Source organism: Bifidobacterium merycicum DSM 6492 (assembly GCF_900129045.1).
GTDB classification, from domain to species: Bacteria; Actinomycetota; Actinomycetes; order Actinomycetales; family Bifidobacteriaceae; genus Bifidobacterium; species Bifidobacterium merycicum.
In genome coordinates this window covers 445,905-462,602 of the sequence record NZ_FQTX01000001.1, presented here as the reverse complement: position 1 = coordinate 462,602, position 16,698 = coordinate 445,905, and the positions used below count along the sequence as shown (strand labels likewise).

At 55.3% G+C, this 16,698-nt stretch carries 10 protein-coding genes; 2 read left to right on the top strand and 8 right to left on the bottom strand.

The annotated features are described in order from the left end of the window. Positions 1-282: 282 nt before the first annotated feature. Positions 283-570 (top strand): VOC family protein, encoded by a 288-nt coding sequence (locus BUB29_RS01795; protein ID WP_033522921.1) that lies wholly within the window; start codon positions 283-285, stop codon positions 568-570. Positions 571-832: 262 nt separating this feature from the next. Here the strand turns inward: BUB29_RS01795 and BUB29_RS01790 are convergent, their stop codons facing one another. After that, positions 833-1,030 (bottom strand): hypothetical protein, encoded by a 198-nt coding sequence (locus BUB29_RS01790; protein WP_033522922.1) that lies wholly within the window; start codon positions 1,028-1,030, stop codon positions 833-835. A 73-nt stretch (positions 1,031-1,103) separates the two neighbouring features. Then, positions 1,104-1,418: a hypothetical protein gene (locus BUB29_RS01785; protein WP_033522923.1), complete on the bottom strand. Its 315-nt coding sequence runs from the start codon at positions 1,416-1,418 to the stop codon at positions 1,104-1,106. A gap of 223 nt (positions 1,419-1,641) precedes the next feature. Between BUB29_RS01785 and BUB29_RS01780 the strand changes: the two genes are divergently transcribed. After that, positions 1,642-2,439, top strand: a complete 798-nt coding sequence (locus BUB29_RS01780) for a DUF3800 domain-containing protein (RefSeq protein ID WP_051915040.1) — start codon at positions 1,642-1,644, stop codon at positions 2,437-2,439. Positions 2,440-2,687: 248 nt separating this feature from the next. Here the strand turns inward: BUB29_RS01780 and BUB29_RS09895 are convergent, their stop codons facing one another. The 6 genes from BUB29_RS09895 to BUB29_RS01755 are packed head-to-tail and all read right to left on the bottom strand — an operon-like array spanning position 2,688 to position 16,687. Further along, entirely contained in the window at positions 2,688-2,864 is a 177-nt protein-coding gene (locus BUB29_RS09895; protein ID WP_162178570.1) for a DUF262 domain-containing protein, read from the bottom strand. 15 nt (positions 2,865-2,879) lie between these two features. Beyond that, positions 2,880-5,381 (bottom strand): UvrD-helicase domain-containing protein, encoded by a 2,502-nt coding sequence (locus BUB29_RS01775; RefSeq protein ID WP_033522924.1) that lies wholly within the window; start codon positions 5,379-5,381, stop codon positions 2,880-2,882. Further along, the gene (locus BUB29_RS01770) at positions 5,381-8,026 is read right to left on the bottom strand and encodes a DUF1998 domain-containing protein (RefSeq protein WP_033522925.1); all 2,646 of its coding nucleotides are present in this window, start codon (positions 8,024-8,026) and stop codon (positions 5,381-5,383) included. Before BUB29_RS01770 ends, BUB29_RS01775 begins: the two co-directional genes overlap by 1 nt. Continuing rightward, positions 8,023-11,910, bottom strand: a complete 3,888-nt coding sequence (locus BUB29_RS01765; protein ID WP_033522926.1) for a DEAD/DEAH box helicase — start codon at positions 11,908-11,910, stop codon at positions 8,023-8,025. The genes BUB29_RS01770 and BUB29_RS01765 overlap by 4 nt, the downstream gene beginning before the upstream one ends. Further along, the gene (locus tag BUB29_RS01760) at positions 11,907-14,270 is read right to left on the bottom strand and encodes an Eco57I restriction-modification methylase domain-containing protein (RefSeq protein WP_052109181.1); all 2,364 of its coding nucleotides are present in this window, start codon (positions 14,268-14,270) and stop codon (positions 11,907-11,909) included. The genes BUB29_RS01765 and BUB29_RS01760 overlap by 4 nt, the downstream gene beginning before the upstream one ends. Beyond that, positions 14,210-16,687, bottom strand: coding sequence for a DNA methyltransferase family protein (locus BUB29_RS01755; protein WP_052109182.1), 2,478 nt, complete (start codon positions 16,685-16,687; stop codon positions 14,210-14,212). The genes BUB29_RS01760 and BUB29_RS01755 overlap by 61 nt, the downstream gene beginning before the upstream one ends. Positions 16,688-16,698: the final 11 nt, after the last annotated feature.

Below are 16,698 nucleotides of genomic sequence, written 5' to 3'. Positions count from 1 at the left end.
GCCAGGGGCTGCCTGCACCGACCCGCCTGCAGCCTGGGATACTCCGCTTGCCGCGCCACCAAGGCAACGGGCGTCGGTTCTGCAACCCCACGCTGATCAGCACATTGCCGAAGCTGTCCGCGTTGGATGTGATGGTTTGCATGCATATTCTCCCTTTCTGCGCGGATGTCGGTCACGCATACCGGCAGGAAAGCCCATCATTGACAACGCTGCGCACAGTTGAACCGTGCTCGGGAACCGCTTCACCCCGGCTTTCACTGCTTTCCGCGGCTATTAGCCTTAATGGGCTACGGCAAGGGCCAGGCTTTCCCGGGTGTTCAGGCGTTCGTGGCCGAGGATGGTTCCGCCGTGTGGGTGAGCACTGCAGCCGAAGGCGATGCCGTCGCGCCGATTCATGTGGCGTTCCAGGCCGCCGACAATGACACAGCGAAGGCATTCTATGATGCTGGCCTTGCCAATGGCGGCACCGGTAACGGCGAACCCGGCCCGCGCCCGAACTACGGCCCGACCTATTACGCCGCTTTCGTACACGATCCGGAAGGCAACAACATCGAGGCTATGCTCGCCTGAGTGTCCGACAGCTCAACAGCGACAAAACCAGATCCCGCCATACGTAATGTTCTCATGGCGGGACCTGTCATATTCCCAGAGAATCAAACATCTCAGCAGCCGTATGGAAACGCGGGCCGTTCTCCGCTGAATATTCATGGACTTCCCGCAAGGCAGAAAACGTATCAGTAGGAACGGCGCTCTGTTGAGGAAGGTCTAATGAAAGTCGGAACTCGTACGTGTCTGGATTGGAACACATGTGATTCCCCCCCCCTAGCCCTGGTTACTTGAACAGGTCGAACAGGCTGAACGTGGTCTTCTTATAGATGGTGTTGTACAGCTTGCGCTTGGGATGCAGCCAGCCCATGCCCTTCTTGCCATAGCCGGGAATCAACGCCCGCTTGATTGCGCGGGTGGCGCGGCCCTTCGTACGCGCGGACAGGCTCTTCTTCCAGCTGGGTTTCCTCATTCCGTATTTCATGACAGCCTCTTTTCGGATGACTACGTTCATTGTATGAAGCATTGAACGCACAGCAGTCGAAACGGCCAAAACATCAGCCGAGCAGCTCATACACATTGCGCATGGCGAGCAGCCCGTCCGTCATCCATTGGTAGGCTTCCGTCATGTCACTGGCAAAATCCACGTCATGCCGTACCCAAAGGTGTCGGTTTTTCTTGTCAGCTTCCGGCTCGTCCCAAATCACCTCGCCCAGATTTGCCAGTATCCGTTCAACGGAATCCCTCATGGTGTAGAGCTTCGCATACTGGAACGTGTCGGTGAAGTACAGGTCGACGTAATATAGCCGCCACGGATATTCAGCGTCCCATCTGGGTGGCAGATTTCCGAACCCACGCCGAAACTTGTCCATGTGTCGCTGTTTGTCTTGCGGCCGGATGGATCGCCATACACGTCGACAAAATCAGCCCGTGTTGCGGCATATTCGTACAACCCATTCCAGAAGCTGCGCCGCGGCGAGATATTACTGCCGATTTACCGCAGTTCGTCCAAGGTGTATGTAATCAAATAGATGGCTCGACGAGTAGAATAACCTCATTACGTAAATGCGAAGTACAAACTTGAAAGAACAGGGAATGGGCGAGCATAATTTCGGAGATTACATTGTCTTCGTTGACGAAAGTGGCGACCAAAGTCTGAAATCAGTCAACGCCAATTACCCTGTATTCGTATTATCATTCTGCATCTTCGAGAAAACGCATTATTACACGCATGTAGTACCGGAGATTCTACGTTTCAAGTTCGATTTCTTTGGCTCCGACATTCCCATCCTCCACGAACGCGAGATTCGCAAGCGTGAAGGTGACTTCAATATTCTTATGCGTGATGACATCCGCAGCGAATTCTTCGACAGACTCAATCAAATCATGGTCGAATCCGAATACACAGTAGTGTCTTCACTCATTGACAAACGGAAGTACTCACACTTTAACGCGCCAGACAATCCATACTCCATTGGCACGCAATTCGGTGTGGAGCGCGTATTTTATGAAATGCAGGAACGAGGTCAACGTGGACGGCGGATTCCTATCGTGTTTGAAAGCCGAGGGGGCAACGAGGACCGCACTCTTGAACGGGAATTCGAAAAAATGGTAAACCAATCCGGCATCGATGGACTGAAAGGAATGTTCGATTTCCATTGTGTTAGTAAGAAAGCGAACCTTCCCGGCCTGCAACTCGCCGATCTCGTAGCAAGGCCAATAGGCGTACACTATCTTCACCCCGAACAACGCAACAGGGCATGGGAAATGCTCCTGCCCAAGATGCGCACGTCACGTGACGGGAAACTGGCAGGCTATGGGCTGAAGATCTATCCTCTGTTCGACCCAATAGAGTTTGGGCCCAAAATCCACGATGCCCCTGCCTATCTGTAATACCAGTAAACGAAAGGCCTTGGAATCTCTTCCAAGGCCTTCGCCGATCGGGCTCTCCCAATCCATGGAAGCTAGAATACAGCCTTGATTCCTGAAAGTCAAGATGCTGGCAAGCCTCCAAATCATTTCTCCGAGATTACTTGTATCACTCATAGAATATCTATCAACAATTAAGGAGTGAAACGAGTGGCAGAGGTAGTGCCCGAAAAGTTGTGCACTTTGGATCATGGCCGTCCATGGCGCGACGATCAGTTCGCTGTTTGCAGGGTGTCATCAAGTTGAGACATGTCCACAGGTAGTGGCGTGTGCTCCATGCGTTGCCGGCACTGCGCCTTGCCCCATGAGTATCTACGCTGATACACCGGAACCACGAACCGAAGCGAACCGGTGAATAAATCCAGCAGAATTTTCTTGCCAGCGTCCATGGTGCTCCTCTTCCCTTACCTCACATGCGCCGAGACGCCAGTTAGCAGCACACCCTTTTTAGCACGTGTCATGGCTACGTAAATGAGGCTTCGTTCCTCCCTGTAGATTTCGTTCAACGCGGCCGAATCGGCACCAGCAGATTGCAACGCGGGCTTCGGCGGGCATACCCCATCGTTCACGTCAACTACCACCACATAGTCGAATTCCAGACCTTTAACTCGATGCATGGTGGCGATGCGAATTCCTTGCCTTTGCCTGTTTTCTGCATCCCTACCAAGCCGGTACACGCCATACGGCAAGCCGTCATCAAGCGTCTTATACCACTGGTCGATGCAGTAACGACTTCTTGCCACCACACACACATTACGCGGATCCACACGCCCGCCGTCGGACTCATCGCTGGCCGCGTCTTCCGCCGTGCCGCACAATCCATAAATCCATTCCCTAACGGCATCCATCTCATCTGACTGGGATGCAAACCGCCGCGTTTCAGGAACGGGACCGCTCATCAGCGACCGGCTGTCGCCGGTCGGGCTCTCCCCTCCGTCCAGGTCATCGAACGTTGTGGCCGGCGAAGCATCTCCGATGCCGCGAACAGCCGCAAACACCGAATCCGCGACATCGGCGCCGGAACTACGGAAAATGGAGTCGGCGGCGCTACGAATCTGTTCGGTGGTGCGATAGTTGATCCGCAGTTTGCGGGCACGTCCCTGGATTCGGATGCCGCATTTCGATAACACCGCGATATGCCCGTAGATGCGCTGCTGTGCATCGCCGACAATGAAGATATCATCGTCTCCCTCATCCACCAGAGCACGAATCACACGGTATGCCGGCGTGGAGAAGTCCTGCCCTTCATCGACCACCACATGCGCATATTTCCTTGGCATATCACCCTGCGTGAGCAACGACACGACGTTCTGCATGGCCGTGTCCACATCGTACGCGTCGTTCGCCTGCATGATGCGCCGATACGTTTCCACGACCTTCCAGACGGCGAGCTTCTGCGCTCGGTTTAGTTTCGTGCCGCGCCCCTTGCGTAGTACGCGCATGTAATCGGCTGCATTCCGCACCTGCTGCGGCACAATCACCTGGCTGAGCTCGCTTTTGAAGAAGGAAACCGTGAGTTTCGAATCGTTCACGCCGATGGACGTGATGGCTTTACGCCACACAGCGTCAAGATCATTGCCATGGTCGGGGCTGCCGTCATACCAAATCTCACCGGAATAGCCATGCCCCGTCAGCAGATCTTTTACGAGCTTGTCGAGATTGACCACGTCGATGGTATTGAATTCGTCTGGCGTGCAGATGAGTTTCAGGTTCGATGCAATATCGGTGGCAAGATTACGCGAGTATGTGGTGAACAGCACTTTCTGACGGCTACCGCTTCTCAGCAGTCTTGCAGCGAGACGTTTCGCGCGATGCATGGCCACCACGGTCTTTCCCGTACCGGCACCGCCGAGCAGGCGGAACGGACCATGGTAATCATGTTCCACATAAAGACGCTGCGATGGATGCAGGAACACACGCCACTGTTCCAGCGGCGCATCCAGAATACGTTTGAGATCCGCTTCTCCCTGCACGACCACGAAAGACTGCTGCGACGCATAGCTTGACAGGGCGGCACGGAAGTCCTCCGGATCGGCCTCTTCACCAGATTCGATGGACGAGGCAGACATCTGCTGCTCCAGCCCCAGCCTGTCGCTGGTCTTGCCTTCGGTTTCATCGAGCAGTCCGAAGACCTCGGACTTGGGAAGTCCTTCAGCAACGAAGGTAAGGTACGTGAAAGCATCCTTTGGGAGCCTGGCCCCCCACCGTTCAAACGCTTCCCATGTTTTTCTCGTGCACATGACCGGCACGTACATGTCAGGCACACCGAACCGGCGCATGTCATTGTCCGTCAATGCCCGGTAAGTGTCTGGAAGCGGACCGGTATGAGGTTCGGGAGCTTGCTGTGGCATCTGCGGCGTCTTGTCCGTCACAGCTGAAGTTGCAATAGCTGAAGCTATTCCGTGATTCGTGCCGGCATGGTCTTCCGTGGGCTGGGGAACAGATTCCGACGCAGCGGAATCTGATTGGGGCGCGTTTGCGGCAACGCTCCCCCATCCAACTTTGTTTTGGGAATCCTCATGCATCGCTGCGTCGATTTCCTCTTGAGGAGCCATATCGTACAGCTGGATGGCCCTCGTATTCGGGTTGACGCTGATTCGCTTTGTTTCCGCCCATTTGTAAGCGTCATCGTGGTCTCCAACGTACAGCAAAACGTACACGTTGCTGCTTTTCTGGAAAGCGATGATGGCGCGATATCGCTGGTCGATGCGCGCGGAATACAGTTTTTCGTCCGCCGCATTGGCGATTCGTTCCAGATTGATTCCGGATGATCGAGGATTCGCCTGGAATTTTGTCAGAAACGTCGTGGCATGTTTCTGCGCTTTCTTAGGCAGCTCGAGCAGGCTGCACATAAGATCGCTGCCGAGCGCGACCACGGGTTTGTTCATCGTACGTATATCTGCCATCAGCGTTCCATGCCTTCCGTCAGTGAAGCGAATACCTTGTCAAGGTCATCGTTGTTTTCCGTAATGATAGTCCAGCCGCGCTTGACGAATTCGTCGGCGTTCTCTCGGTCGGATTGCAAGTCGTAGGACGGGAAAAACACGATCTTCCCATCCTCCCATGCGAGCTCTGCCTGCGCAATGATTTCCTCGTTCTCGTCCAGCAGCTCATATCCGAGTGCATCCGGTGCCGGTATGTCAGACTCAATAAACCGTTTGACGGCCTCCTTGGTTTCATCCGCGCAATACACGTAGGTCGGATCCGCCAGAATATCGTTCCATTCGGAATCATTGTCTTTCTGCAGATCAGGAGCGTTCCGCAGGCCGTTGCGAAGCGGCTCGTACATGGATTCGTCACGTAGCGCAGCATCACCGATAGCATGGAAGTATTCCGAGAATTGCATCACGTTCGCAAAATGCCAGAAGGCTGCCCACTGCGTTTTGAACGCCTCTGCCTCGTTCTCGTCCAAAGCATCCAACGGATTATAATCATCGTTCTTTGCTTTCGCGGCATCACGTTGAATGTCCGAGAACACCATGCCGACGTGGGGTTCGGTGGTCCGCATATCCTCTCCAATGCACAAACCGGATTGGAATTTCAGTCTCGTGCAGTTCGAAGGATTCCAGGACGAGCAAATCATGAATGTCGATTCGTTCTCGCCGTGCAACGCTTCATTCCGATGCAGCATATCCACGGCCTGAGGTTCAACGTTCTTGTTTCGCGGATTCAGAGCATAGCTCATTGCCAGCGCTTGGATGGCGAATATCCGTTCGGCATCCGGTTCCGCGAGATAATATTCCAGCATGGCCATTGCCGAAACTTCGCTGGGGTTGAATTCGTCAGTCCTCTTGCCAATCGTGCTCTTGTAAGCCACCGGAGACGGCATGGACTTGGGTGCCAGCATCGGATCGGCGAGCTGCGCCACATCCTTGCCCTGCACATATCCGATCACATCGTCATAATCCAAGGACCATATGCGATAGCCTGCCTGACGAAGCGCTTCCCTCTTCAGGGAATCCTGGGCGACGATGCCTGTATGGTATTGCAGGCCATCGGTAAAGATGGCAACCGGCTTCCTTCCGTCATGCTCAACCACGTCACCAGATTCATCGATATTGCTGACCGTCAGCACGAAATCAGGCTTGCAGGGAATCGCGACCCCATCGGCCGGCCCCAACGCGACTTGTAGCTCGACGCTCCACACGCTTCCGTTCACGGTGATGGAATATCCAGGTTTGCTATTGATGAATTCGTCCTTGACGATGGCGCGACGTCCCTTGGCATCGTCGGATTCCGCGAAGGGATGGGCATGCATGCACCGGAGAGCTTCGATGAACTGCTGTTCGAGTCCACTGTCGAACAGTTTGTTCGTGTTGATCTTCGAAACGGTTGTCACACGACTGCGTTTGTTGGCCAGGTCGAGGATGCCCGTGAGCATCGCCAGCGCGGTCTTACGGGAAATAAGTTTCAGGTCCTGGCTTTGTCTGTATGCATACAGGCATCTGTAGCACCCGTCGCCGCCGTTCTTTGCACATTCGCAATGCTCCATGACTTCCTTTGCCCTGGAAAACACCTCGAACATCGTATCCGGATCGGACAGCTGCTTAAGATAGCCAGTTCCTCCGGGCACTGTGTCATATAGAGCAAGATAGGTTTTGCGCAGTCCGGAGTTATCCGGCAACGGCTCGTTCATGAGTGTCGCCTGTAGATGTTCCACGTTGCCGAAGCGTTCACGCAGCCCAAGCATCACTGCGGCGGTCAATGACTCCGCAGCACCGTCCGCACCTTGGGCATCGGCAAGCCCTGGCACGAGCATACGCAGCACTTCCGATTTGACCTCACGGTATAGGAACAGGCACGTGCCGTTCCGCTCCGATTGCTCCAACTGCTGTTCCTGCGCCTTCTTGCGTTCCGGACAGAAGTAGGCGTGCCGTGATTCGCGCTCGCCGAGCAACGCGCCGCATTTCAGGCACACGTTGAAACCGTTACGTATCTCCTTGCTACCGGCGATTTCCACCGAGGCTCCCCTATCAGAAACCTGTCCGAAGTTGATTTCACGGACTGTGCCCTGCGGCGTGTAGTCGAATCCGAAGTTCGTGATTCCCTTGAACTGCCATCCCGATTGGATGTCTGCCGGATCAATGTCCACCATCGTATTCTTCAGGAACTGGGTCTTGGGTCTGCTGTCGGAGGTGTCCTCAATCAGGCTTTCGCTGTAGGTCTCATCGGATATGACGGTGTCGATGCGCAGCATCGGCCTTTTCTGGCCGTTATCGGCCCACTGCATTGACCCACAGGAGGGACAGCTGGCGAGGTTCTCGGTGCTGGAGGCGGGTTCCGCGTGCGAACAGTTCGGGCATAGGCGCCACATTGCCAGTTCGTCGTCGGCACCGCCTTTCGAACATAGCACGCGGCTGATTTTGTATTTGCGTCCGCCCGCGAAGAACGTGTTTCCCGGCGCCAGTTCCGTGATGGCCGTGGCCGCCGGGCGCACGAAATCACGCGTGGCCTTCCCCCTGCGTTTCGTCTTGTCCTGCGCGGCAGGCTCGATTCCGTGTGCCGCATCGGACGGTTCCTTGTCCTCTTTGAGGATGGTGTGGAGGGTCACACCGGTTTCCGGGAACGCATAATTGGGCAGGATACCTTCGTCGGAAAGGTAGTTGAACGTGTTGGTGTTGAGAATGCTTGTGACGATGCGGCCAAGATTGTGAATCTCATCTTCGCATTCGCGCTGCTGCTCTTCGAACGATGAGTCGGAGGGCTTCTTCTTGAGCTCGTCGAGCAGCTGCCTCGCAGCGCTCTTCTGCGATTCCAGCGTTCTGACGGTATCGTTGGTTTTTGGAACACATCGTAGACGCGTCTGGCCATGGTGCTGCCATCTTCCGTACCGCGTACGAATCCGTCGAGCTGCGTTCGGAGTTCCTCGGAGAATGAGAACATTCTTCCGAATCCGTCGAGCAGTTCGCCGGAATGTTGGCCTGTCCAGTTCAGGAAATTCACCGGGAACCCGCTGGAGCCGCTGCCGTTGACATTATCCAAACAGTTTTTCAGTTTGTCGGGTACCACATCGGCCGGTTCGCTGCCGGCATCCAGCATGGCATGCACCCAACGATCCAATGCGTAGGCGGTGAGCTGACGCTCCAACACTGCGGTCGCGTCGAGGAAGATGTGCGGCGGGTTCACCGCGCCTCCAAGCATATCTTTCGGACGCTGGTAGAAGTACGTGTCGTGTTCCTTGGTATTGGCCACCGCCAGCACCAAGGAGTTGCCGTCACGTCGCCCTGCACGACCGGCACGTTGGATGTACTGGGCTTGGGTAGGCGGAATTGACGAGAGAATCACTGTGGAGAGGTCTCCGATATCGATGCCCATCTCCAAAGTCGGCGTACAGGCGAGCACGTTCACGTCGCCGGGCTTGCGGTTCTTGCGCTTGAATTCCTCTTCGACCTTGGCACGGTCATCGCCATTGAGCAGCCCCGTGTGTTCGGCAGCGTGGATGCGATCGGCTGGCTCCCCGCAGTACAGCTTGCCATAGTAGCGCAATTCCAGGGCTTCGGCTTCGGGAGTGCCGGAGACCAGTCTGCCCGGGCATTTGCGGATACGGCAACGTGCTCCGTTCCACGCGTCAAGGTTCTGCGTAGCGCACGAATAGCTCCGTCCACACGTGTCGCAGATCAACTGCGTTACCTTGCCACTGACCATGCAGCCGGACTCGTTGAGCCCGTACACGGTGCGTTCCATTTTCATGCTTGGATAACGTTGCTGCGTGATGAATCCTGCTGCTATGCACTCTTCGAGCACGATTCCCAACAGCTCGTGGTGGATGTCGCCTTCAAGGGCGCCGTCGGTGAGGTACCGGTCGACGATCTGACGGTATGCCGGCGAATTCAGGGTATTGAAAACGCCTTTGCGCACTGGCTCCTTGTCCGACAGGAAATAGGGCATACCATCCGCGTACATGCCGGGCATCCATTTGATGTTCGTGTTGGAAAGCAGGAACTTGTTGCCGTCGTTTTGCAGGAACTGGTCATAGGTCACGTCGAAGAACGCGCCTTTCGTGCGCAGCTGGTCGAGGAACGCCATAATCAGTCGGAGCCAGTCAGTCTCCATGATGGAATTCTCGTGCAATCCAATCTCGTTATGACAACATTCGGCAACGGTCTGTGCCACACGTTTCAGGAGACTCTGGTCGAATGCTATTGCGGCGCAGCCGGATTTCTCCAACGTACGTCCGGTACGGGAGCGCATGCCGAATTCCAGCAGCGATTCCAGTCGGAGTCTGCGCTCGATCCAATCGAGCAGCTGACGCCGGCCGGGCCCTGCGGGATTGCCTTGCAATACGGCTTCGTATTCGCGCATCCATGTCATGTTCGGCGCAATGAATCGCACGATGTATTCGTTGTCGTCCGGATAGCGGCGATGGTAGTAGTCGTTCTGGCTGTTGAGATATTCGGCGAGGGAAACGCCGTCCTTGTGTTCCTCGCGCATGTAGTCCATGGCGGAGTTGCGCAGGGCGAATCGCCAAGTGCGGGAGTTGAACACGCTGGCTCGGTAGGATGCATCCTGCACACTGTCGGAGAACACGATGGCCTTGCTGTCGTCGTTGAAGGAGTCTCCGGAAAGTTGGGTAAGCATCACACTGACTTGCGTGGTGGTTCTCACGCCGACCATGGCGATGTCCTGTTCGCTGCCGCAGAACGGACACTGATAGTGTTTGCGGTTGCCGGATACAAGCTCCATGCCCCTAGCGACCATGGGTATGCGCTGCTCTCCACAGGCCGGGCATTCACGTTCCGTGGATTCGAAACGTTCTACGGCCTGTTCCTTCATGCATGCATTGCAGAACCAGACCATGGCTCCGTTGTCGGCATGCGAATCAAGAACATAATCCATGGTGCAGGGTTGCAAAGTCACCAACGCATTGTCGGCATGGTAGGCGAAATACTCGTTGTAGAACGTTCTGGGATCGCCCATGCTGATACCGCCGTCTTTGCCGACAAGTCCAATCCATGCGGTCCCTCCGCAATCACGGCAGTTAATCACCGGCATGCGGGTCTTGAGGTCGTCTTTGGACAGTTCGACGACCGGACGGTAGTCGATGCTCCCCTCCTGCGAGGTGATGTTGGCGACCACGCGGCCGAGTTCCTTGACCCATAGTTGTACCTGTACATTCAGGAACGGACGTGTGTGCCCCTCCGAACCGTTGCGAGCGCGGGAGACGAGCGCTATCAGCGCGTTTACACAGGCCTTCTGCTGGCGTGGGTGCAAGGCGTTGAACCTTGCATCCATGATGGCGAGCCTGTCCAGCAGTTTGCGATCGATTTGCCGAGGTTCGTCGCAGATAAGCGAGGACAAGCTGGCCAGGAACCTTGAATGACGCAGGGATTCGGCGAGCCGGATGCGTGCCTTGTCTGCGGAGACCGGCTCTGTGGGGGCGTCGTCAAGCCACGCTTGGGCCGCATAGGCAAGGTATTTATCGGGGTCGACGTCCTCTTCGAGTTCGATGAGCCGATCGGCCTGCGCGGCAGTAGGCATGGTGTCGTCATAGTCGCTGGTGACGAAGAATTCGTCAACGCGAAGACGATCCTCAGTCACCACGGATTCCGGCGTGAACGTGGTGTTGAAGATTTGGCTGGCATACTCACAGACGTCACGTACTGTCTCTTCGGTGCCCATGGTGGCCGACGTGCCAACGAAGCACATATCGTCGCTGGTGGTGTTCAGCCTGTCGGTGAGCCTGCGCAGCAGGCAGGCCAAGTCAGTGCCCTGCGCGCCGTCGAAAGTGTGCAATTCGTCCACGACGAAGTATTTGAGCGTGTCCGGATCGTTGCTGTCCCAAATCCGGGAGTCTTTGGGGCGCACCAGCAGGTAGTCGAGCATCTTGTAGTTGGTGAGCAGGATGTCCGGCGGGTTTTTGAGCAGCTCATCGTGGCTGGTCACGATGTTGGTGGCAGTCATGGCGTGGTTATCCTTGTCGCTGCCGCCTTGGCTCATCTGGCCCACATACATGCCCGCGGTCACGTTGTTGCGCAGCTCCGGACTATCGTGGATGAGTTCTGCCAGTCGTTTCGCCTGGTCAGTGGCGAGGGCGTTCATCGGATAGACGAGGATGGCTTTGATGCCCTTGCGTCCGAGCCTGCGCTGCCGATAACAGTAGTCGAGGATTGGGTACAGGAAGCATTCGGTCTTGCCCGATCCGGTGCCGGTGGCCACCAATGTGGATTCACCCGCCGCTATGCGTTCGAAGGCACGCATCTGATGCGCATATGGCCGGTATGCGGGGTGCAGGCATGGGAACGGAAATTCCGCATGTTTGCCGACCACACGGAACGGCAATTTGACCGATACGAACGGCTCCTGGGAAAGCATGCCCTCCTGATGGGCGAGTTTACGGATGGAGCCACGGAACGGCATATTGGTCATGGGGAACGTAGTCTCCACGTAATCGGCGAGTCCGGACTGGATATGCCGTGCAAGCACCATGGGAATCATTTGACATCTCCATACTTCTGCGTGAAGAACTTCCACGCGGTTTTGTAATCCTCCACGCGATCGCATTTGTCGAACGGCGCCACATATTCGATGGTCCGCTCACGTGGACCACCCGGCTGGGTGTCGTCCGTGATGGTGCGGGGGAACACCTTGCCCGCAGGCGCGTTCTTGATTTTCTCGAAATCAGGACGTTTGAAAGTCAAATCACCGTAATTCTTCTTGGAGAACACGATACGACCATTCGCGTCATACCAGGTGTCATCCTCATAGCCGCTCAGCACGGTGAAGGTCAGACGGTAGATGTCGATGAGCTCGGCCAAGGTGATGCCGAGCGCCATGGATGCCAGTACGTCCAGCTCCACCAACGCCTGCCGGCGTTCATAGTCCGTGCGCAATGGCGTATGCCAGTTCCATTCATCCGTCAATGAGGTGAATGCATCGGCGGTAAGTCGAGGATCATCCTTCGCCCAGCTCATGGACGTGTACGACTCATCCCAGCAGGATTGCCACAGGTCTGCATACGACTTGGTCAGACAGTTGAGCAGCAGACCGCGGAGACGAATTTCGGGAGCGAGGATGTTTTCCGGAACTGGTAAAGATTCCAGCACGGATCTGTTGATGTGTGGTTTTCCAGCCGAACGTACAAAAAAATCATAGGGCAAAGCAGCCTCCAGGCCGCTCATGAGCGCAAGCAACGCGTAGCGCTCTGGGTGCACACCATAGCCTGCTATGGTGTTCACCCAGGCTGCGCCTGGGTGAACACAGGACGCTTGTAGCGTCCTTTCGCTGCCGAGCCCAACGTATTCACGATTGCAGAGCCTATAAACAGCATCGAATCGGCTGACGGCACCGTCTTCTTGATTCGGATCAGCCATTTTTTGCACGCGCGACTTATATTCCGCGTCCGTGCATGCCTGCGAGTATTTCACGCGCGGCATATAGTCCGCTGGAATGTCGGTCAAGTCAATTGGATCATAATCGCTGTTGACCTTGTAGTTTCTGCGGGTGGATTGCAGTAACGGATTGGCAACACCAATGAAAGGACTGGAATAAATCAGCGCTTTCGTTGAGGTCGGGAAATGAACACCATCCTTGATAGTGCCATCCTTACGGGAATTGGTTTCATTCCACATTGGAGAATAGGTGATCTCGTTAGCGTAGGTTCTCAGCGATCGAGGAATATCTGCCATCTGTTCCAAAGCATGCAATAGCTCTGCGGCATGGATACCGACCATCGGGGTCTGCTTCCATCCATCCTTCTGGCTATCCCCCACGAGTTTGGAAAACATTAACAGTTCGCCCTTGGAGATGGAAATGATACGACCCTTGTGCCCCCGCGTATTCCATTCCCCCAGTTCGTTCTTGACTCCGGGAATGGTACCAACGCCATCGGACGCATAGCATTCATCAATAGTCTTGGGATCGTAAAGATTCCAGATGGAATCAAACTGAGGAAGCTTGTCATTCGTCTCCGGATTCCGGTACACGTTCAAACTGAACATCGTCTCGTGATGAACCCCGGAGAAAAGTTTCTTTTCATTGATGAACTGGAAATGGTATCGAAGTCTGCGGTACATCTGCTCACGCAGTACGCCTGCTCTCGTGTCACCATACAGTTCATCGGGATGCACGAATGCACTCACACCATCATGTTTACGTGTGTAATCCCAAGCGTTTGGCAAGAAGCAGCGGAATAAGTTAATCCGCCCCTGCAACAGCGGGTAATTACCTGTTGAACCATAGAATGCCAAAGCACCGGCAATATTCACATACTCCCGAAGATACATAGTTCGTATACGTGCGTTCTTTAGAAGTTCACCCATACGCTTACTCAAATCGGAAGCCGTAAGCTTATGAATCGCAAAATAAGGATTCGCATCGGAAACGGCATCCGTCTCACTCCACTGCACGTTCACCCACGGCGGATTACCAACCATGAAGTCGAAGCCGCCGTCTTTGAACACGTCGGCGAATTCGAGCTCCCAGTGGAAGAACCGCTGTTTCTTGGCGATTTCCTTCACCAGTCGAAGCCTTTGCGCTGGTTCCCCATCACCTTTGCACAGCTCATCGAGATCCACAGCATGGTCATACATGTAGTCGCGTTCATGACTATCGTCAATGGTGTCCATAAGCGTGGGCTGATCGTCATCCATCGACATCAGCGTGAATCCCTCTTCCTGCAGAACCTCGCCGGTAAGAATCAGCGACATTTCCGTGAGGTACTGCGATCTTGTGGGAAGCAATTCCGCCTGACCGATGGGCCAGAACCACAGCGAACACCAGTAGTCCATGGCGAGTTTCAGACGAGCGTATTCGCTGGCATTCTCGGCCTTCTCCGAATGGTAGGCAACGCGAAGCATCTCGTCCTTCTCACGGATGGTGAGGTTGTTGCCGCGGAAGCATTCGCATCGAAACCGTAGATGATCAGATCGTCCTGGGTCGCCTTCTCCAATTGCCGACGTGCCTTGATCTGGCCGCGCCACAGTTCGTCGACGGTCTTCGACAACGCCCTCATCAGGCCGATCTCCGTTTTGGAATATGGCTTCTTGGCGAAAGCCTTCTTCCACGCCTTGATGGTTTCCAGATTCTCGGATTCAATGCTTTTGACAGTCCTGTCGTCATACTTGCACATGTCCGGATCCCCGGTCAGGAACTGGTAGATGCGCTTGACGGACGACGAGCTCCGGTCGAATCCGATGCGCTTGGGCTCGACCTCATACCAGTGACGGTTCTTGGTCGTGCTGGCCAGATCCGACTCCAAGTATCCGACGCGGCGGCCGCCAATCAGCGAATTGCCGCATTGCAGCTGCGTGCCGAACCATGGCACGAAGGATCCTTCGCAGATGGTGTTGAGCCATAGTGACACTTCCCCCAATTCCACTGCAACGGGGTTCAGGTCGATGCCATAAATGTTGTGGTCGGCGATGTACATCTTGACCTTCTGCAGTTCAGCCTGCCTGCGTTCCGCAGGAATCGCCGCCTTCTGTCCTTCCTCGGCAACCCGCTCCTTCTCCCTGCGGTTCAGATACATAGTGGCCAACTGGTTGATGGTCTCGTTCAGGAAGGTCGCAGAGCCCATAGCCGGCTCGCAGATCTTCAGGCTCAGAATATCGGTGGCTTGATGGATACGTGGCTCAATCTCCTTGAGCGCGTACTTCACCAGGCATTGCGCAAGACTGTCCGGCGTATAGAAGGAGGCCGACGTTTCACGTTCCCGGCCTGCAAGCCGGTAGATGAATGTGCCCGGCTCGTAGGTGCGTAGCTCGCCGGCATGCGGGCTTTTGTCCGGGTAACGGACGCGTTCACTCTCCGAATAATTGTCGAGTTCGCGTTCCGGCACAAAGTAGCCGACTTTCAAAGGATCGTAGGAATCCTTGGCGCGTTTGACCTCGTAGAGCTTCTCCTTGGCGATAAAACCACGGTAGGACAGCAATGCCTCGTACACGGCACCCATCTGGCTGATGCCCAGGGCCGCATAGGAGATGCGCTGCCTGCGTTTGACTCCCTTACCAGTCTTGGTGACGCTCATCAGGTCTATGATGCGCAGCATTACGCTGTCGCGGAGTGCAGCATGTTCAATCAGCACGGTCCGCTCCGGATCGAAAATGTGCGCCTTGAGCGGCGGAACCATGAACACCGCATTGATGGCTTCCTCGCCAACCAGCCCCTTGAAATCCTCATCCGCCTTCGGGTAACCGTTGAACACCAGATCGTCGAGTCGGCGCAATGTGTCCGCTAGATAGGTGGAATCGCCAGCCTCATCCATGCGACCACGCATCTGTTCTGCAATATCTCGCAGACTATCCAGCGAATAGCCGGTACGGTAGATGTCGGATTTCATCGGCGCGTAGCCGAGCGACGGCTTCGCCTCGATGAACAGGAGGAACAGCAGACGGTACATGTAGCGTAACGCCTGCACAGTCAGGTCGCCTGCGTCGATTTCGTCGATGCTTCGCCCCTTATTACAAGTCCAGTCGTGGATGACCTCGTTGCCAAGGATCTCCACACATTCACGTAACGCGGAACGCAGATTGTCAGACACCTCAACCGCGTTCTTCGCAGACGTGTCATCAAACGCGTCAAGCAGACTGTCACCTTTGTTCGGGCAGAGACTATCACGACGCAACAGCACAGCCATCGCCGTATACACATGATCCTGATGGCGGCTGAAGATCTCGTCCAGGTCAAACAGCATGCATTTCTTGTCATTCCATTTACGGCGGTCGATCAACGCTATCTGATGCAACCCCATAAGAAGAATCCACCGTGCCGGCTCGTCGAAATCGGCAAGCAGCATACGTGCATATTCCTCACAGGAGGTGCCGTCCTTGCCAGAGCCATCTTCGATGGGGCATTCCAGAACGCCTGCCTCAGCACTATCGGACAGGCTCACCAGAACTTGCAAGCGCGGAGCCCCATCGGAATCATTGACCTGATAGTAGACAGGAACAGACTTCCCTGAAATCCGGTCAGGTAATCCCTCGTCTTTGGTTTGATTCCCCTCCTGCGTATAGCCGAGTGCGGCGAGCATGCCGTCGATGAAATTCCGTACCCGTTCAGCTGGAAACAGATCGTTCTCGTTGTTGTTGATGACTTCGGTGAACGACTGGCGCATGTCCTTCAGCAGTCGCACTGGGCGTTCCTCAGGAGGAAGCTGTTTCCAAGGTGCAGAGGCATTCTTCACTTCATCCGGAAAATATTCCTTCATGTAATACGGCGTGTAGAAGTCATTGACCGCCTCGATACCTGGGAATGTCTCGTTCAGTTCCTTCGCCATGGTCTCCCCCT